The sequence below is a fragment of the Phenylobacterium immobile (ATCC 35973) genome, from assembly GCF_001375595.1.
Taxonomy (GTDB): domain Bacteria; phylum Pseudomonadota; class Alphaproteobacteria; order Caulobacterales; family Caulobacteraceae; genus Phenylobacterium; species Phenylobacterium immobile.
In genome coordinates this window covers 2435241-2453827 of sequence record NZ_CVJQ01000001.1, presented here as the reverse complement: position 1 = coordinate 2453827, position 18587 = coordinate 2435241, and the positions used below count along the sequence as shown (strand labels likewise).

Annotated in this window: 15 protein-coding genes; 9 read left to right on the top strand and 6 right to left on the bottom strand. The window is 69.2% G+C overall.

The genetic code is table 11. From position 1 onward, the window contains the following. Window positions 1-77: 77 nt before the first annotated feature. From BN1313_RS12015 to BN1313_RS12005, 3 genes are all read right to left on the bottom strand, one after another. On the bottom strand, window positions 78-1016 hold the full coding sequence (locus tag BN1313_RS12015) for an IS481 family transposase (protein WP_091740906.1): 939 nt from the start codon (window positions 1014-1016) through the stop codon (window positions 78-80). Between the two features lie 87 nt (window positions 1017-1103). Further along, window positions 1104-1499: a c-type cytochrome gene (locus BN1313_RS12010; protein ID WP_091740903.1), complete on the bottom strand. Its 396-nt coding sequence runs from the start codon at window positions 1497-1499 to the stop codon at window positions 1104-1106. Between the two features lie 12 nt (window positions 1500-1511). Continuing rightward, window positions 1512-3095 (bottom strand): flavin monoamine oxidase family protein, encoded by a 1584-nt coding sequence (locus BN1313_RS12005; protein WP_245620183.1) that lies wholly within the window; start codon window positions 3093-3095, stop codon window positions 1512-1514. Between the two features lie 188 nt (window positions 3096-3283). Here BN1313_RS12005 and BN1313_RS12000 point away from each other — a divergent pair, with 188 nt between their 5' ends. The 9 genes from BN1313_RS12000 (at window position 3284) to BN1313_RS11960 (ending at window position 13292) form a co-directional block, all read left to right on the top strand. Continuing rightward, window positions 3284-4960 (top strand): acyl-CoA dehydrogenase family protein, encoded by a 1677-nt coding sequence (locus BN1313_RS12000; protein ID WP_091740900.1) that lies wholly within the window; start codon window positions 3284-3286, stop codon window positions 4958-4960. Between the two features lie 8 nt (window positions 4961-4968). After that, window positions 4969-5469: a GAF domain-containing protein gene (locus BN1313_RS11995; RefSeq protein WP_091740897.1), complete on the top strand. Its 501-nt coding sequence runs from the start codon at window positions 4969-4971 to the stop codon at window positions 5467-5469. A 51-nt stretch (window positions 5470-5520) separates the two neighbouring features. Beyond that, a complete protein-coding gene (locus BN1313_RS11990) occupies window positions 5521-6732 on the top strand; it encodes a dipeptidase (protein ID WP_218054360.1) in 1212 nt (403 codons plus the stop codon). Window positions 6733-6835: 103 nt separating this feature from the next. Further along, window positions 6836-8257: an efflux transporter outer membrane subunit gene (locus BN1313_RS11985; RefSeq protein ID WP_176695990.1), complete on the top strand. Its 1422-nt coding sequence runs from the start codon at window positions 6836-6838 to the stop codon at window positions 8255-8257. After that, window positions 8254-9216, top strand: a complete 963-nt coding sequence (locus BN1313_RS11980; protein ID WP_091740887.1) for an HlyD family secretion protein — start codon at window positions 8254-8256, stop codon at window positions 9214-9216. Before BN1313_RS11985 ends, BN1313_RS11980 begins: the two co-directional genes overlap by 4 nt. Then, on the top strand, window positions 9213-10133 hold the full coding sequence (locus BN1313_RS11975; RefSeq protein WP_091740884.1) for an ABC transporter ATP-binding protein: 921 nt from the start codon (window positions 9213-9215) through the stop codon (window positions 10131-10133). Before BN1313_RS11980 ends, BN1313_RS11975 begins: the two co-directional genes overlap by 4 nt. Beyond that, window positions 10130-11269 (top strand): ABC transporter permease, encoded by a 1140-nt coding sequence (locus tag BN1313_RS11970; protein ID WP_091740881.1) that lies wholly within the window; start codon window positions 10130-10132, stop codon window positions 11267-11269. Before BN1313_RS11975 ends, BN1313_RS11970 begins: the two co-directional genes overlap by 4 nt. A gap of 6 nt (window positions 11270-11275) precedes the next feature. Beyond that, window positions 11276-11869 (top strand): TetR/AcrR family transcriptional regulator, encoded by a 594-nt coding sequence (locus BN1313_RS11965; RefSeq protein WP_091740878.1) that lies wholly within the window; start codon window positions 11276-11278, stop codon window positions 11867-11869. Between the two features lie 85 nt (window positions 11870-11954). Beyond that, window positions 11955-13292 carry a CitMHS family transporter gene (locus tag BN1313_RS11960; protein WP_091740875.1) on the top strand — a complete coding sequence of 446 codons (1338 nt, stop codon included), beginning with the start codon at window positions 11955-11957 and terminating at the stop codon, window positions 13290-13292. 57 nt (window positions 13293-13349) lie between these two features. Here BN1313_RS11960 and BN1313_RS11955 read toward each other — a convergent pair whose 3' ends face one another. The 3 genes from BN1313_RS11955 to BN1313_RS11945 form a co-directional block, all read right to left on the bottom strand. After that, window positions 13350-14948: a SulP family inorganic anion transporter gene (locus BN1313_RS11955; RefSeq protein WP_245620182.1), complete on the bottom strand. Its 1599-nt coding sequence runs from the start codon at window positions 14946-14948 to the stop codon at window positions 13350-13352. After that, window positions 14945-15640: a carbonic anhydrase gene (locus BN1313_RS11950; RefSeq protein ID WP_176695989.1), complete on the bottom strand. Its 696-nt coding sequence runs from the start codon at window positions 15638-15640 to the stop codon at window positions 14945-14947. The genes BN1313_RS11955 and BN1313_RS11950 overlap by 4 nt, the downstream gene beginning before the upstream one ends. Before the next feature lie 187 nt (window positions 15641-15827). Further along, the gene (locus BN1313_RS11945; protein WP_141653134.1) at window positions 15828-18401 is read right to left on the bottom strand and encodes a GAF domain-containing protein; all 2574 of its coding nucleotides are present in this window, start codon (window positions 18399-18401) and stop codon (window positions 15828-15830) included. Window positions 18402-18587 lie beyond the last annotated feature (186 nt).

Genomic DNA, 18587 nt, shown 5'->3' with positions numbered 1-18587 from the left:
GTGCGGCTGAACCGTGACGGGCGTCAACCTAGTGGTTCAATAAATGAACGGGATCGTGAGCGTTAATAAGGCTTCGCCTAGTTGTCGTTTCCAAGAAGGTTGTTCACCCTTGTCCAGGGTGAGAGTCCGCCGATGCCGGCGTGAGGTCGGCTGAGGTTGTAGGCGTCGATCCAGGGTCCGATGGCTTGGGCGCGTTCAGCCGATGAGCTGTAGGGCTTGGCGTAGGCCCACTCCCTGAGGCTGGTCTGGATGAAGCGCTCGGCCTTGCCGTTGGTCCTGGGCGTGTACGGCCGGGTGCGGACGTGGCGGGCGCCGGCGGCCTGCAGGGCGTTGGCGAAGAGCTTGGAACGGTAGGCCGAGCCGTTGTCGGTCATCACCCGCTCGACGCGGACGCCGCAACGGCCGAGCCAGGCCAGGGCGCGTTCGAGGAAGCCGGTGGTGTCGAGTTGGCCTTCCGAAGACAGGATCTCGGTGTAGGCCAGGCGCGAAGCGTCATCGACGCAGACGTGCAGGAAGTCCCAGCCAGCGCGGCGCGAGCGGCCGAGCTGGCGGTCGCCGGTGACGCGGTGGCCGGCGACGTCGAAGCGGCCGAGCTTCTTGATATCCAGATGGATCATCGCGCCCGGTCGGCTGTGCTCGTAGCGGATCACCGGCGGCTTCGGATCGAGCGCGGCCAGCTTGCCCAGCCCCTGCCGGCGCAGGATAGCCCCCACCGTCGAGCGGGCCATGCCCAGCGTCCGGGCGATCGCCGGACCGGTCATCCGCTGACGCCGCAGTTGCTCGATCTCAGCCACACGAGCCGCAGCCACCTTGCGCGGACATCGTCGCGGCGCCGAGCTGCGGTCGTGATGCCTTCGCTCGCCGCCGCGACGATGCCGGGCGATCCATTTGCGCGCTGTCCGCAGCGACACCCCTGCCGCCTCCGCCGCCGCCTTCGCCGTCCAGCCTTGCGACACGCGCCGCGCCAGCAGCGCTCGACCCCCAGGCGTCAGACGGGCATTCTGGTGGACGTTCATCCGGGACCTTCCGGGTTAGGAGTTGGAGCTTTGCAACCCCAGCCTCTCAGCCCTGTCCCGGGTGAACAACCTTCATAGCTTCGACACCTAGTGCGCCTGGAGCGCCGAGGCGGCGGGCTTGTATGGGGCCTTTCTTGCGGCGGCGATCTGGGCGGGGGTGATTGCGGCGCCCTTGTTGCCCCACGAGGACCGGATGAAGGTCAGGACGGTGGCCATGTCGGCGTCGTTCAACGAGGTCTTGAACGCGGGCATGCCGCCGCGGCCGTTCAGCACGGTCTGACTGACGGCCTTGGGGTCGCCGTTGACGAACTTGCTGGCCTTCAGCGCCGGGAAGGCGCCGGGGATGCCGACGCCGGTGCGCATGTGGCAGGCGGCGCAGTTGTCGCCGAACAGCTGCAGGCCGGACGGCGCGGCCCAGCCGGCGGAGGGGAGCGCCACGGCGAGGGCGGCGGCGATGAGGGCGGTGCGGGTTTTCAGGGTCATGGTTCTTGGGACTCAGGCGGCGGCCTGCACGCGGCGGTGGAGCTTTTCGACCTGCTGCCAGGCGCTCTCGATGGCGCCGGCTTGCCAGCCGTTGATGTAACTCATGTGCTCGCCGGCCAGATAGATCCGGCCATCGGGTTCGCACAGGATCGGATAGGCCTCCTTGCGGGCGTCTTCGCTCCACTCGACCCAGCCACCGAGGTTGTACTGCACCCGGTGCCAGGCGACGGAGAAGGACTTCTCGTAGTTCGCCGCGTACTCCGGCATCACCTTCTGGCCGAAGGCGACGGCGTGGGCGGCGCGTTCGTCCGGGGTGAGGCCGCTGATCTTGGCCGCGTCGGCGCCGAAGTTGTAGTAGCCGAGCAGGACGCCCTTCTGCGCGAACCAATCGCTCGACGGGAACGCGATGGAGTTGATGGTGGAGTCGTCGGTGTAGACGTGGCCGCCGTAGATCGCGTGCTTCTCCTCCCAGAAGCGCGACTTCATCTGCAGGCCGATCTTGCCGACGGGCGCATAGGCCGGGGCGTTGATCGCGGCCTTGAAGGCCGGCGTCACCTGCAGGTCGACGGAGCGCAGAACCGACAGCGGAATGGTGCAGATGCAGTAGTCGGCCTTGACGGTCGAGCGCTGGCCATTGGTGGTCACCGAGACCTCGACGCCCTTGGCGCCCTGGCGGACCTTCTCGACGACGGTGGAGAAGCTGATCTTGCCGTCCAGGGTCTTGGCCATGGCGAGCGCGATCTGGTCCATGCCGCCGACCGGCTGGAACATGGTGCGCTGCTGGTCCCAGTGGGCGACCGAGGACAGGACGCGCCAGAGGCCCGAGTTCAGGACATCGGTGAAGGCGAAGGGTTTGGAGGGCTTGCCGGGACCAGGATCGACGCCGGCGCCGGGATCAACCTCGAAGCCGCGGCCGTCGGCGCCGTGGTAGGCGAGGTCCGTCGGCGACAGGAAGCCTTCGGCGATCATGTAGGCGATCAGCTTTTCCTTGTCGGCGGCGGTGACCAGGTCGTCCATGCCGCCTCGGGTGGCGACCTTGGCCAGGATCTCGGCGGCGTAACCGCGGGCGTCGGCGGCGACCTGACCTTTGCGGATCGGCTTGCCGGCGAGCGGACCCGTACCCTTCTCGAAGTAGAGATAGGAGGCGTCGTTATCGTTGTTGAACAGCTCCATCGGCACCTTCAGCGACTTGGCGTAGTGCAGGGTGGAGTAGTGATGGTACGGGATCCGCCACGGGCCGTGGTTGATGTAGTGGCCGTCGTCGAAGTCGCAGGCCTGCGGATCGCCGCCGAGCTCGGTCAGGGTGAAGCCCTTACGCGCCGTCTGGGCGCGGCCGCCGGCGAAGCTGCGCGCCTCCAACACCTTCACATCGTAGCCGGCCTTGGACAGCTCCATGGCCGCCGCCAGGCCCGCGACTCCAGCGCCGAGGATCACCACCGACTTGCCGGCGCCAGAGCCGGGCAAGGCTGGCGGTCCCTCTGCGGCGGAGGCGATGCCGTAACCCAGCGCCTGCATCCCCGTCATCATCAGGCTGACCCCGCCGACCATGGCGAGGCGTTCGATCAAGGCGCGGCGGGTCATCGGAATCCTGGACATACGAAACTCCATCAGCGGGCTCGACGCGGAGCCGTCACACTCTGATGCACTGCGTTCACCGTTGAGCCATGGCCGGGAGACGCTGGAGCGGTCGCAAGGCCGTGGGCGCCAAAGCTTTGGGCGCCGCTGCTTCATGGCGAGTGGCGAAAGCGCTCACACTTTCACCGGATGCGATTTAGGCTTCGGCCATGACCTATTCGGCTCCTGTCGCGGACTTGGCGCTGTCGCTCTCGGCGGCGGGCCATGACGCCCTGCGCGAACGCTTTTTCCCCGAACTGGACGCCTCCACGGTGGCCGCCGTGCTGGACGCCGCGGCGGTCTTTGTCGACGAACAGGTGGCTCCCCTGAACAGGTCCGGCGACCGGCAAGGCGCGCGGTTGACGTCAGACGGCGTGGTGCTGGCCGACGGATTCGCCGCGGCCTACCAGGCTTTTGTGGCGGGCGGCTGGAATTCCCTGGCGGCGCCTGAGGCCCACGGCGGGCAGGGACTGACCCGGGGGCTGGCCTCAGCGCTGTCGGAAATGCTGGCCGGCGCCAACCTGTCCTTCAGCCTCTGCCCGATGCTGACCGCAGGTGCGATCGAAGCGTTGAGCCTGCTGGGGAATGAGCGGCAGAAGACGCTGGTCCTTCCCAAGCTGGTCAGCGGCGAATGGACCGGCGCCATGTGTTTGACCGAGCCCCAGGCCGGCACGGACCTTGCTGCGCTCACCTGCCGCGCCGAGCCGGACGGGCCGGGCGGATACCGGCTGACGGGCCAGAAGATCTTCATCACCTTCGGCGACCACGACGCGACCGACAACATCTGCCACATGGTGCTGGCGCGCCTGCCTGACGCCCCGGCGGGCGTGCGGGGCATCAGCCTGTTCCTGGCCTCGAAGCACCTGATCGGCGCCGACGGGTCGCTGGGCGAACGCAACAGTTTCTCGGTGGTGTCGCTGGAGCACAAGCTGGGCATCCACGGTTCACCCACCTGCGTCATGGCCTACGACGGCTGCGCCGCGGAGCTGGTCGGCGAGCCGCACAAGGGGCTGGCGGCGATGTTCGTCATGATGAACGCCGCGCGATTGCAGGTCGGCGTCCAGGGCGTCGGCGTGGCCGAGGCCGCGCGGCAGCTGGCGCTGGGCTACGCCCGCGACCGGCGGCAGGGCGCGACCGTGCTGGGCAGCGGCGACGGGCCGATATTCGACCACCCGGACGTGCGGCGGAACCTCATGCTGATCACCGCCAAGACGCGAGCGGCGCGGGGAATCTGCCTGATGACCGCAGTGCTGGCGGACCTGGCTGAGCAAGCCGAGGGCGAGGAGGCGGCGCAGGCCGCCGCACGGCAAATGCTGCTGGTCCCGATCGCCAAGGCCTGGTCGACGGATGTCGGCGTCGAGGCCGCGTCGCTGGGCCTTCAGGTCCATGGCGGGATGGGGTTCATCGAGGAGACGGGCGCGGCGCAGCTCTACCGGGATGCGCGGATCACGCCGATCTATGAGGGGACCAACGGCGTTCAGGCGATCGATCTGATCGGTCGCAAGCTGCGGCTCGACGAGGGCGCGGCGATGCGGGCGCTGATCGCCGAGATGGCGCAGGCCGACGCGCCGGGCCTCGCCGAAGGGCTTTCGGCGCTGAGCGCGGCGACGGAATGGGCGCTCGCACATCCGGGGGCGGATGCCCTGGCGGGTGCGACGGCCTATCTGCAGCTCGCCGGCGATGTGATAGGCGGCTGGGCGCTGGCGCGTGAAGCGCAGCTGGCCGGATCAGAGGACTGCGCGACGCTGGCCCGTTTCTACAACGGCCAGGTGCTCAGCGGCGCTGCAGGTCTGGCCGCGAAAGTCATGCAGGGCGCAGGCGATCTCACCGCCTGGAGCGGAGACTAGGAGCGAACATGGCCGAAGCCTTCAACGAACTGAGCCTGCCGCAAGCCAAGGCCGAACGGTATCGGACCGTGGCCGAAGAGATCGCTTCGGTGCTGGACGGCGAGACGAACATCACCGCGCGGATGGCGACCGTCGCCTCCATGCTGGCCTCGAGCTTCGACCCTTATTTCTGGACGGGCTTCTATGTGGTCGACCCGGCGAAGGGCGATGAGATGGTGGTCGGCCCCTACCAGGGAACGCTGGGCTGCCTGCGGATCGCTTTCGGTCGCGGCGTCTGCGGGACGGCGGCGCAGACGCGGACGACCCAGGTGGTTGAGGATGTGCACGCCTTTCCAGGGCACATCGCCTGCGACAGTCGGTCGGCCAGCGAGATCGTCGTGCCCGTGTTTGACGCGGCCGGCGCCTTGATCGCCGTCTTTGATGTGGACTCGACGGAGCCTGCCGCCTTCGACGCGATCGACGCTGAGTGGCTGGAACGGATTCTCGGCGCGGTGTTCGCGAAGGCCTGACGGCCGCCCAAGGTTGCGCTTAGAGTGGCCGCTTCGGACAGGGAGCGGATGATGCGGCGGGCTTGGGTGGTGATGGGCGCAGCGGTTCTGGCGCTGACGGCGGGCGCAGCGGAGGCCCAGAGCCCCCGCGCCGCGCGGCGGATCCACGAGAAGCTGATCGCGCTGGACACGCACCTGGACACACCGGCCAGCTTCTCCATGCCCGGCTGGGACATCATGGACCGCCACCGGCAGGCCGATGACGGCACCCAGGTCGACTATCCGCGGATGGTCGAAGGCGGACTGGACGGCGGCTTCTTCGCGGTCTTCACCTCGGCCCAGCCCGTCACGCCGGCGGGCGACCGGGCGGCGCGCGACATGGCGATCATCCGGGCCACGGAGATCCATGAGATGGTCGCCAAGCATGGCGAAAGGTTCGCCCTGGCGACCGAGGCTGACGACGCCGCGCGGATCGCCGCCGAAGGCAAGCGCATCGTCTACATCAGCATGGAGAACAGCCAGCCGGTCGAGGCCGACCTGTCGCTGATGAAGACCTTCTATGACCTGGGCGTGCGGATGATGGGCCCGGCGCATTTCAAGACCAACGACCTGGCGGACTCCGCCACCGACGCGGCCAAGTGGAACGGTCTGAGCGACAAGGGCAGGGCCTTCGTGGCCGAGGCCAACCGCCTGGGGATCATCCTCGACGCCAGTCATTCCTCGGATGCGGTGTTCGACCAGATGCTGGCGCTGTCGACCACGCCGATCGTGCTGTCTCATTCAGGCGTGAAGGGCGTGCATGACCACCCGCGCAATCTTGACGACGCGCGGCTGAAAGCGTTGGCGGCCAAGGGCGGCGTGATCCAGATCCTGGCGTTTTCGGCCTATATGGTCGATCAGCCGAAGATCCCCGAAAGGGACGCGGCGCTGGGCGCGCTGTTCCGCGAAGCCGGCTCGCCGCGCCGGATGACGCCTGAGCGGCGTAAGGCCTTCCAGGTCCGTCGCGCGGCGATAGAGGCGCAATATCCCGTGCCCCAGGCCAGCTTCGAAACTTTCATGGCGCATCTGGAGCACGCCATCAAAGTCGCCGGCATCGACCATGTGGGCGTGGGTCTCGACATGGACGGCGGCGGCGGCGTGGCGGGCCTCGAGGATGTCTCGATGAACTGGAAGATCACCGAGCGCCTGCTGAATGACGGCTATTCCCCGGCCGATTGCGCCAAGGTCTGGAGCGGCAATGTCCTGCGGGTGATGCGCGCTGTGGAAGCGGCGAAGGCGAAGTAGGCGCGCGCCGTTTTTCCCCGGACGTCATTACCGCGACGAGCCCGGGATGATGCTTCTATTTTATTGACTGACCAGTCATTCAAATTATGTTTGCGGGATGAGGATGTTCGTTTCCGTCTCGCTGCTGGCCATGATCGCGGGTTGCGCGAGCGCGCCGCTGGAGCGATCCGCGCCGGTCGCCCCGGCGGCATTCAGTACGAGCGCCGCGGCCGAGGAGGCGCAGCTGGCGCTTTGGTGGCGGGCGTTCGACGATCCTCAGCTGACGCAGCTGATCGATCGCGCCCTGGCGGACAATCCGGACATGGCGATCGCCCAGGCGCGGATCGCCCAGGCACGCGCTGAGGCGCGGGTGGCCCAAGCGGCGCTGGGTCCGAGCCTGAACCTGGGCGCGGGCGCGACGACCACTCAGCTTAGCGAGAACGCTCTGCCGCCGGGGCTGACGCGGCTGACCGGCGGCGATGGCGGAAACAGCGGCGGCCTGGGATTGCCGGGCGAGGCCTTCACCACCTACCAGACGGGATTCGATGCGGCCTGGGAGCTGGATCTTTTCGGCCTCCGGCGTGCAGGCCAAGGCGCTGCGCGGGCGCGCGCCGAGGCGGCGGTCTGGACGGCCCGGGACGCCCGCGTCCGCCTTTCGGCAGAGGTGGCGCGGACATACTTTCAATATGGCGCCCTGAAGCGGCGGCTCGCGGTCGCCGACGAGATCCTGGCCGCGCACGGGACGATGCTGGCGGCCAGCGAGGCGCGGGCGCGACATGGCTTGATCGATGCGCGGGATACGGGTCGGCGAACCGCGGCGCGCGATCAGGCTGCGGCGGCGCGGGCTTTGCTCGCAGCGGAGGCGCAGGCGCGCTTGCATGCGCTGGCGGCCCTGACCGGCCAGCCGCCCCTGGCTTTGATGGTGGCCACGACCGCGACCGCGCCCGACGCGCCGCAAATTCCTGCGGGTCTGCCAGCAGACCTGTTGCGGCGGCGGCCGGACCTGCGCGCTGCGGAGTTGCGGTTGGCGGCGGCGGATGCGGATGCGGCTGCGGCGCGCGCCGATCTCTATCCGAAACTCACGCTCAGCGGGACGGCGCAGTTGGCGTCGATCGCGCTGTCGAGCCTGTTGTCCGCCGACAGTCTGCAGGCGACGGGGGCGGTGCGCGCCAGCCTGCCGCTGCTGGATGGCGGGCGCCGCCGCGCGACCCTGGCCGGTCGCCGCGCGGCGGCCGATGAGGCCGACGCCGCGTGGCGGGGTCAGTTGCTGACGGCGCTGAAGGAGACGGAAGATGCGCTCAGTCGGCTCGAGGCCGACGCGATGCGGCGGGAGCGGTTGGCCAGCGCGGCGACGGCCGCCGAGAAGGTCGCACAGGCAAGCCGGACCCGCGAGGCCAATGGTCTGATCGGCGCCACGGAGAGCTTGGAGGCCAGGCTCGCGGCCTTGCAGGCGCACGACGCCGAGATCCAGGCGCAGGCCCAGCAAGCCGAAGACACGACGGCGCTGGTGAAGGCCCTCGGGGGCGGATGGGAAGCTGAGCGATGATCGACCTGAAGAACAGTCCGGCGAAGCGCATCGCCCTCGGCGCGGGCGTCGCAGTGGTCGCCGTCGTCGCCTTCCTGTTGTGGCCGCGCCATGAGCGGGCGACGGGTGATTTCACCGGCTATGTCGTTTCCGACGATCTCTACATGACCTCGCCGGTGGCCGGGACGGTGGGCGAGATCGCGGTGCGTCGTGGGCAGCGCGTGGCGGCGGGCCAGCCGCTGTTCAGCATCGACCCGACGGTTCGGGCCGCCGCCGCCGACCGGGCCCGCGCCGGCGTCAGCGCCAGCGAGGCGCAGGCCGCGCAGCAGCAGGCCGCGCTGGGCCGCGCGAGTGCGAACCTGGCGGCCGCGCAAGCCGACGCCGTTCGCGCCCAGGCGGAGTTGGCGCGGCTGCTCGCCGCGAGGGGAGATAACGCCTCGGCCGTGGCTGCGATCGAGATCGAGCGCGCCCGCGCTGCGGCGGCCCAGGCGATCGGTCGACGCGACGCGGCGCAGACCGAAGCCACGGGCGCGCGGGCCGGCATCGACGCGGCGAAGGCCGGCGTCGCGCAAGCGCGGGCGGGCCTGGCCGGTGCGACACGGGAGCTGGGGGACCTTGCGCCGAGGGCGCCCAAGGCCGGCCGGGTGATCGACATCATGTACCGCCCCGGCGAGAGCATCGCCGCGAACGCCGCCGTGATCGCCATCACGCCCGACGACGAGGTGAAGATCCGCTTCTATGCGCCTGAGCGCCGCGTCGCCGAGGTGCGGCCGGGGACCAAGGTCGCTGTGGCCTGCGACGGCTGCGCCGCCGGGCTGACGGCCACGGTGGAGTTCGTGGCCGCGCGGCCGGAATACACCCCGCCCGTGATCTACAGCCTCGATGTCCGCGACAAGCTGGTCTTCATGGTCGAGGCGGCGCCGGATAGCTCGCGCGCGTTCACGCCCGGCCAGCCGCTGAATGTGAGCCTCCTTCCATGACCGCCGCCATAGACGTGCGCGGGCTGAACAAGAGCTTCGGCGATAAGCATGTGGTGCGCGACGTCACGATCGCCGTGGAGGAAGGACGGATCACCGGGTTTCTCGGGCCCAATGGCTCCGGAAAGACGACGACCCTGCGGCTGCTCTGCGGCCTGCTGACGCCCGATAGCGGCGAGGGCGAGGTGCTGGGGCTGGACTTCCGCAAGGACCAGGAGGCGATCAAGCGCCAGACCGGCTACATGACCCAGAAGTTCTCGCTCTACGAGGACATGACGATCGAGGAGAATCTCGCCTTCGTCGCCCGTGTCCACAGCCTGGATCGGCGGCGCGAGCGGGTGTGGGCGGTGCTGGAGCGGCTGGGCCTCGCCGATCGGCGCAAGCAGCTGGCCGGCGCTTTATCGGGCGGCTGGAAACAGCGGCTGGCGCTGGCGGCCGCCACCTTGCATGAGCCCCGCCTGCTGCTGCTGGACGAGCCTACGGCCGGTGTCGATCCCAAGGCGCGCCGCGAGTTCTGGGACGAGATCCATGCCATGGCGGCGGAGGGTCTGACGGTCCTGGTCTCGACCCACTACATGGACGAGGCCGAGCGCTGCCATGACATCGGCTACATTCTTTACGGTCGTCTGATCGCGCGGGGGACGGCCGCCGAGATCATCGGCGCCTCACATTTGGTGACCTTCAACGGCGAAGGCGCGGGCGTCGATCGCGTGGCGCGGACGCTGGAGCAGCAGCCCGGGGTGCTGAGCGCCTCGGCCTTCGGGGCGGCGGTGCATGTGAGCGGGACGGACAAGGCCGCTTTGGAGCGGGCGATCGCGCCCTACCGTGACGCCTTCACCTGGAGCGAGGTCGCCCCGTCGCTGGAGGACGTGTTCATCCAGCTGATGTCCAGCGAGGCCGACGATCGGTACGCGGCATGAAGGGGCTGTCGGCGCTTCGCATCTTCGCGGTCATGGTGAAGGAGTTCACCCAGCTGCGTCGCGACCGGGTGACCTACGCCATGATCCTGGTGCTGCCGCTAATGCAGCTGTTGTTGTTCGGCTACGCCATCAACACCGATCCCAAGCACCTGCCGGCCGCTGTGGTCAGCCACGATCATGGCCGGCTGGCCGACGCCGTGGTCGCAAGCCTGGAGCGCACGGGCTATGTCGACGTGCGCCATCTGCCGACGTCGGAGGCGGAGATGGACCGGTTGATGCGGCAAGGCCGGGTGCTGTTGGGCCTGACCATCCCCCCGGACTTCTCGCAACGGGTGATCAAGAGCGATGGCGCGCAGATCCTGGCGGAGATCGACGCCGCTGATCCGCAGGCCGCGGCGGGGGTCGCCGCAGCGGTGGCGTCCCTGCCTGCGGAGGCCTTGCGGCACGACCTGAAGGGCCCGCTGGCGAGGACGCCCGCCAAGCCCGCCTTCGAGGTGGTGGTCCACCGGCTCTACAACCCCGCCGGGATCAGCGCCTACAACATCGTGCCGGGCCTCCTGGCGATCATCCTGTCGATGACGCTGGTGATGATGACCGCCATGGCGGTGACCCGCGAGGTCGAGCGCGGCACCCAGGAGACCCTGCTGTCGACGCCGGCCACCCCGTTGGAGGTGATGATCGGCAAGCTTGCGCCCTATGTGCTCGTGGGCCTCGTGCAGGCCTTCGTGGTGCTGAGCCTGGCCAAGCTGTTGTTCGGCGTGCCCCTGGCCCAGACCGTGGCCGGCTGGTTCGCCCTGGGCGTGGGCGTGGTGCTGTTCATCACCGCCAACCTGGCGCTGGGCTACCTGATCTCGACGCTCGCGCGCAGCCAGCTGCAGGCGATGCAGATGTCGGTCTTCTACATGCTGCCGTCGCTGTTCTTTTCCGGATTCATGTTCCCTTTCTTCGGCCTGCCGGGTTGGGCGCGGCTGCTCGGCGAGTGCCTGCCGACGACCCACTTCCTGCGGGTGATCCGTGGGTCGCTGCTGAAGGGCCAGGTGTTGGGCGACATGGGGCCGGACCTTCTGGCGCTCTGCGTCTTCCTGCTGGCGGTGGGGACGCTCACCATCGCCCGTTCGCGCACGACCCTGGACTGACTGAAGGTGAACAAGCGCGAGCAGATGGCCCTGGCCCGGCGCCAGGCGGTGTTGGAGGCGGCGATCGAGGCGTTCATCGCCAAGGGCTTTGCGGCCGCCCGGATCGAGGATGTGGCGGCCCGCGCCGGCGTCGCCAAGGGCACGGTCTATCTGGGGTTCCGCGACAAGGCCGAGTTGTTCGCCGAGGCGATCCGCGCGGAGATGGGCCCCTTGGCGCAGACGATCGGCGCGATGATCGACGACGCGCAGATTCCGCCGAGGACGGCGGTCGAAAGCGTGATGCTGGCCATGGCGCGGCAGGCGATGACGACGCGGAAGGGCGATGTGGTGCGGCTGATCCTGGCCGAGACGATCCGGTTTCCGGAGCTGACCCAGTTCTATCGCGACGAGGTCGTGGTCCCGACGGCGGCCAAGCTGGTCGCCCTGATGCGGCGTGCGGCCGATCGCGGCGAGTTGCGCGTCGCGGAGACCGCGCAGTTCCCGCAGCTGCTGATCGCGCCGGTGCTGCTCTCGGCGCTGGCGCGCGATCTCCTGCCGACCACGGCGAGCGTCGACCTGCCCGCCATGATCAAGGCCCATCTCGACACGGTGTTCGTCTGAGTTTCCCCGTTGCGAAGCCGAGCAGGCAAGGTTGACAGAACCGGGCTCAACCTTTCGAACGGGGCGATAATCCTGGGGGGTTCCAATGCTGGCCTTGCTCGCCTTTGCGATGGTCTTCGTCTTCATGGCGATGATCATGACCAAGCGGCTGTCGGCGCTGGCGGCGCTGATCCTGGTGCCGGCCGCCTTCGGGGTGATCGCCGGCCATGCGGCGGGCCTGGGACCGATGATGCTGGAAGGCGTCAAGGATCTCGCGCCCACCGGCATCATGCTGTTGTTCGCCATCCTCTATTTCGGGATCATGATCGACGCCGGCCTGTTCGACCCCCTGGTGGCGCGGATCGTCCGGATCGTGGGCGACGACCCGGTGAAGATCCTGGTGGGCACGGCTGCGCTGGCGCTCATCGTGTCGATCGATGGCGATGGGGCGACGACCTATATGATCACGGCCGCCGCCATGGCGCCGCTCTACCGCAGCCTCAGGCTCGACATGCGCAAGATGGCCTGCGTGATCATCATGGCCGCCGCGGTGACCAACCTCCTGCCGTGGGGCGGACCGACCGCGCGGGCGGCGAGCGCGCTGAAGCTCGACCCGGCGGTGGTGTTCACCCCGCTGATCCCGGCCATGGCGGCCTGCGCCGCCTGGGTGCTGTTCACGGCCTATGTCTTCGGCCGCCAGGAGAAGGCGCGGCTGGCCCGGCTGGGCGCCGAGGAGACCGTCCTGGCCGACGCCGATACGGTTGAGGAGGCGACGGCGGCGATCCTGGAGGCGGACCGCACTCGCGATCCCTCGACGCTGCGCCCGCGGCTGGTGTGGGTGAACTTCGCGTTGACCGCCGCGCTGATGGCGGCCCTGGTGATGGGGCTGATGCCGCTGCCGATCCTGTTCATCCTGGCCTTCGCCGCGGCCCTGATGATCAACTATCCGGCCCTGGGCGAGCAGCGCCGACGGATCGCCGCCAACGCCGGCAACGCCGTGGCCGTGGTCAGCCTGATCTTCGCGGCGGGCTGTTTCATGGGCGTGCTGTCGGGGACTGGCATGGGCGAGGCCATGGCGAACGCCGTCTCCGGCGCGATCCCGCCGCAGCTGGGGCCGTTCATGGCGCCGATCACCGCCCTGGTGAGCATGCCCTTCACCTTCCTGATCTCGAACGACGCCTTCTATTTCGGCGTCCTGCCGACGCTGGCCCAGGCGGCGGCGACCTATGGCGTGCCGGTCGAGGCGGTGGCGCGGGCCTCGCTGGTCGGCCAGCAGATCCACCTGCTGAGCCCGCTGGTGGCCTCGACCTATCTGCTGGTCGGCCTGAGCGGCATCGAACTGGGCGAGCACCAGCGCTTCACCTTCCCCTGGGCCCTGGCGGCGTGCGCCGTGATGCTGGTCGCGGCCATGGCGACGGGCGCCTTCCCGCTGATGGCGGGCTGATGCGAAAAGGGCCGGGCGTCGCCGCCCGGCCCTCTCGCGATCTGCTGAAGTCGAGACCTAGTGCTCGCCTTCCAGCGCCAGGCGGCGGCGCATGGGCTCGTCGGCCATGACCTCGACCGGCGCAGAGACGCGCCTGCGGCCTTTCAGCCACTCGGTGAGCATCTCGGCCATGGTGTGGTCGAGCATGCCGACGCGCTCCAGGTTCAGCCGGATCGGGCTGCTGTTGGGCGCGGCTTCCAGCACCTTGGCCAGACGCGGCAGGTGCAGGAAGGTCGCCGAGCCTTCGAGGCTGACCTCGCGGTGATGTTCGCCGGCGGCCTGGTCCCTGATGCGCAGGCCCATGCGGCGGATCGAGGGGATCAGCTCGACCACGGTCAGGGCCATGCCGATCAGCACGCCGGTCAGGAGGTCGGTGGCGACCACCATGACCAGGGTCACGGCCCAGGTGATGGTGGGCAACAGGCCGTGGCGGGCGAACAGGTGCTTGGCGTGGTCGAAGCTGACCAGGCGCCAGCCCGTGACCACCAGCACGCCGGCCAGCGCCGGGGCCGGGATCAACCGCAGGAGCCAGGGCAGCAGGGCGACGAGGCCGAGAATCCACACACCGTGGAAAATGGCCGACATGCGGGTCCGCGCGCCGGCCTGGACGTTGGCCGAGGAGCGCACGATCACGCCGGTCATCGGCAGGGCGCCGGCCAGGCCGCAGAGCATGTTGCCGATGCCCTGGGCGCCGAGCTCCTTGTTGTACTTGGTGCGCGGGCCGGTGTGCATGCGATCCACGGCGGCGGCCGAGAGCAGGGTCTCGGCCGAGGCGATGAAGGCGATGGCGATGGCGGTGATGAAGATCGTCGGTTCGGCCAGGCGCGCGAAGTTCGCGAGCGTCGGCACCTGGACCGCGGCGGCGATGGAGGCCGGCACTTCGACCAGCTTGACCGGCAGGTTGAACGCCTGGGTCAGGATGGTCGCGGCCAGGACGCCCAGCAAGGCGCCCGGAACGACCTTGAGCCTGGCCGGGCGCAGCTTCTCCCAGGCCAGCATGCCGATGATGGTGACGAGGCCTACCCCGAAGGCGGCTTCAGTCGCGCCGAGGTCGCCCAGGTTCAGGGTGCCGAACGCCGCGGGGATCGCCAGCAGGTTGTCGAGGCCGTGCGGGCCAGGGCCATTGCCGAAGAGGACGTGGGCCTGGCCCGCGACGATCAGGATGCCGATCCCGGCCAGCATGCCGTGCACGACGGCCGGCGAAATGGCGCGGAACCATTGACCAAGCCGGAGCGCGCCGGCGGCCAGCTGGATCATGCCGGCGAGGACCAGGATCGGCCCCAGCATGCCCAGGCCGAAGCGCTGGACCAGTTCGAAGACGATGACGGCCAGGCCCGCGGCGGGGCCGCTGACCTGAAGGGGCGAGCCGGCCAGAGCGCCGACGACAATGCCGCCGATGATCCCGGTGATCAGGCCCTTTTCGGCCGGCACGCCGGAGGCGACGGCGATGCCCATGCACAGCGGCAGGGCGACCAGGAAGACGACGACCGAGGAGACAAGGTCGCGCGTCAGCGTCTTCTCGGCGCGGGCGTCCGGGGCCGGCGCGATCTTGACGGTGGCCGGATCCGGCGCCTCGGCGGCGGTCATCGGTCCATCGTTGACGTTATCAGAGCTCATGCGGCCTCGATGCGGGGAGATTGGGCGGCGGCGAGGCGCGGCCGGGCGGGAAGCGCGACCGGCAGGGTCGCGCTCTCGCGGACGTGGACGAACTGGCCGGTGTCGCCGTCGAGGGCGAGGATCTCGCCGGTCTCAATGTCGAAGAACCAGCCGTGAAGGGTCAGGTCGCCGCGGGCGATCGCCGAGGCGACCGAGGGGTGGGTGCGCAGGTGGTTGATCTGGACGACGACGTTCTCGAGAGAGAGGGCGTGGGTCGCCTCCCTGCCGTCGAGGTCGTGGTAGGCCGAGCAGACGACGCTATGGGCGGCGTGGGCGTGGCGCAGCCAGGCGGCGACGTTGGGCATCTTCTCCAGGGCTTCAGGGTTGGAGAAGGCCTTCATCGCCCCGCAGTCGGAGTGGCCGCAGACGATGATGTCGCGCACGCCCAGGGCGACGACGGCGTATTCGACGGCGGAGGAGACCCCGCCGTTAGCCTGGCTGAAGGGCGGGACGATGTTGCCGGCGTTACGGCAAACGAAGAGCTCGCCGGGCTCGGCCTGCATGATCAGTTCGGGGATCACGCGGCTGTCGGCGCAGGAGATCATCAGCGCCTTCGGGCTCTGACCGTCACTGGCGAGCCTGGCGTAGAGGGCGCGCTGTTCCGGGAAGACGTGTTCGCGGAAGAGCGCGGCGCGTTCGAGCAGATGTTCCAATTTGGCCTCCGGTTGACTGGAAGGTCGCGGCGACGACCAAACAAACCGTCAGGCGTGGGCGGCCTTGGAGTCGGGAGCAGGGCCGTCGCCGCAGCCTCCAATGTCGGGGGCATGGTTTGCTGCTGCGCAGCATTTACGTGACAAATAATGACCGTGTTGCGCGCCGGCGCCGCGTGGCCGGGACGGTCTAGCTTTCCAGGACCTGGGCGAGCGGAACGGTGAATTCCGCCGTAAGCCCCTCTGGCGCATAGGCGACGAGGCTTTCGCTGTCGCCGCCGAAACCAACCTTGAGCAACCGCGCGCCGAAGCCGCTGCGCTGCGGCGCAGGCACGGCCGGGCCGCCGGATTCACGCCAGGCCAGGGCGAGTTGCGCGGCGGGGCCGGAGCCGGCGATGCACCAGATCAGGTCGATGCGCCCCTGGGCGTTCGAAAGGGCGCCGTACTTGCTGGCGTTGGTGACCAGCTCGTGCAGCATCATGGCCAGGTTCAGGGCGCTACGGGCGTTGAGGTTGAGCTCGGGACCCTGCATCGACACCCGATCGAGGCCGTGGGCGGCGAACGCGGCCTCGCAGACGGCGCGAATGCGGGCGGTCACCCAGTTCTGGCCCAGCAGCACGTCATGGGCGGTCGCGAGCGCCGACAGCCGATCGTCGAAGGCTTTCAAGGCCTCGGGCGCAGCCGCGCGCTTCAAGGTCATCTGAGCGATCGACTGCACCACCGCCATGGTGTTCTTCATGCGATGGCTGAGCTCGAGGTTGAGCAGGCGCTGTTCGTTTTCGGCCTGCAGCTTGGCCACCGAAGCATGCACCCGGTCGGCCACGGCCTGGACGAAGGCGATCTCGGCCGGTTCCCACGCACGGGGCGCCGCGGCGTGGATGAACAGGACCCCCTCGAGCATGCCCTTGCCCAAGAGCGGAAGGGTGATCATCGCGCCCACGCCGATGTCGCGATAGGCCGACTGTTCAATCGGCGACCAGTCGAGAGGGATGCGGTAGGCGATCACCGGCAGCCCGCTTATCAGGCGTGCGGCGGTGCGCGGGAACATGGCGAAGGGGAATTTGCCCAGCACCTTGTCACCGGCCCTGGCCGACCAGCCGCCTTGAATGTTGAACAGCTCCGCCGCCGCATCGACGCGCGCGTAGCCGGCGCGATCAGCCGCCAGGGTCTCGCCGGCCAGCCGGGCGGCTGCGGCGACCGCCTCGACCGCAGTTTCCGCGTCGCGCAGGGCGTCGCCGAGCGCTACGAGGGCCGCGACCCGCGCCTCGGCGAGCTTTCGGTCGGTGACGTCTTCGACCACGCCCACCAGACGCAGCGGCCGGCCGGCCTCGTCCGTCTCAAACGCCCCGCGCCTGAGCACCCAGCGCATGGCGCCGTCGCTGGCCCGGCGGATCCGGTACTCAACGTCCGTCGCTGCTGAGCCACTAGCCAGGGAGCTGTCCGTTGAAGCGATGGCGCGATCCTGCGGCAGCACCAGGCTACGGATGAACTCGGCCTTGAAGGTCTCCTGGACGTCGAGACCGAACACGCGGGCGAACTCGGGCGTCGCGTAAACGTCCTCGCCGCCCACTTGCAGTTCAAAGGCCCCCAGCCGCGCCGCGGACTGGGCGGATCGCAGGCGCGACTCCGCCGCCCGCATGCGTTCGGTCACATTGGCGTCGGCGCGCGGCTGCTCGACGACCGTGGCGTCGCCGGCGCGCGACGCCCGGCGGAGTTCAAGCAGGGCCATGATCTGCCGCACGAGCAGGGCTAACGCCTTGGTCTGGTCCTCCGTCAAACCCTCGGGCCGCGGTTTGGAATCGATCACGCTGAGCGCGCCCAGCCGGTGGCCGGCCGGCGACTTCAGCACCGCGCCGGCATAGAAGCGCAGGGCGGGACCATCGACGACCAGAGGCTTGTCCTGCGTCCGGGGGTCGGCAGCCAGGTCCGGGATGACGACGATATCCTCGTCGCCCTCGGCGGCGACCGCGCCAACCGAGCCGAACCGCGAACCGCTGGTGCGATCGAATCCGACGCGCGCCTTGAACCACTGGCGATCCGCATCGACAAAGCTGAGCACCGCGACCCGCGTGCCGAAGATGTGGGTGGCCAGGCGGACCAGCCCATCGAACTCGGGTTCCGGAGGCGTATCGAGAATGTCGTAGGCGTAGAGCGCCCGCAGCCGCTCCACCTCGTGGCGTCCAGTCCTGGCGTGCGGCGGCTCTGCGACGTTGACGTAAGGGAGATAGGCTGATGCAGCGAACCGCGCGAGGCTCTCGAGCCGACGCAGGTCCTCGCGGTCAAAGAGGTGTCCGCCCTCGTGGGCCAGCAGCCAGACCGTGCCGATCGCCCTTCCGTCGACGTAGAAGGGCGCGAGCAGCATCTCGCGGATGAGCGGCTCGGCGCCGTTGATGGCGGGAAAGATCTCGACCGGCTTCAGGAAGATCAAGGACGCGTTCTCGCGGAACACCCGCGCGCTGGGACTGCCGTCGCGCGGCATGCCGCCGCCGGTGAAGCCAGCCCAGGCCCCGGCGATAGCGGGCCAGTAGAAGCCGTCGCCGTCCCGCCTGATCAAGCTGACGCCAGCCGAGCCGGCGTCGCAGAAGGCCAGGGCCTCGTCGGCGAGGATCTGAAGAATTTCGCCTGGGCGCTCGGTCAGAGATGCGGACAGGCGCTGCAAGACTGCGGCCTCCATGGCGCGATCAGGCCGCCGGGCGGCGCGCTGCTTCAGAAGCGCATCCGTCCGCCCACGGTCTGTCGCCAGAGCTGCGTCCTGACTCGCCACCTGTCCTTGTCTTCGACCCGCGCCATCGCCTTAGATGATCGCTGGCGCCCCTCCCAGAACGCTAAGGCCCGAACGGACCGCACCAGACTGCAGGCTAGCGCTCGGTCGCCTTCATCCGCAAGCGCTGGGTGCGATATCGTTCTGTCATCTATCCTTGGCCGAAGCGACACGGCGGGGCGCTAGGCA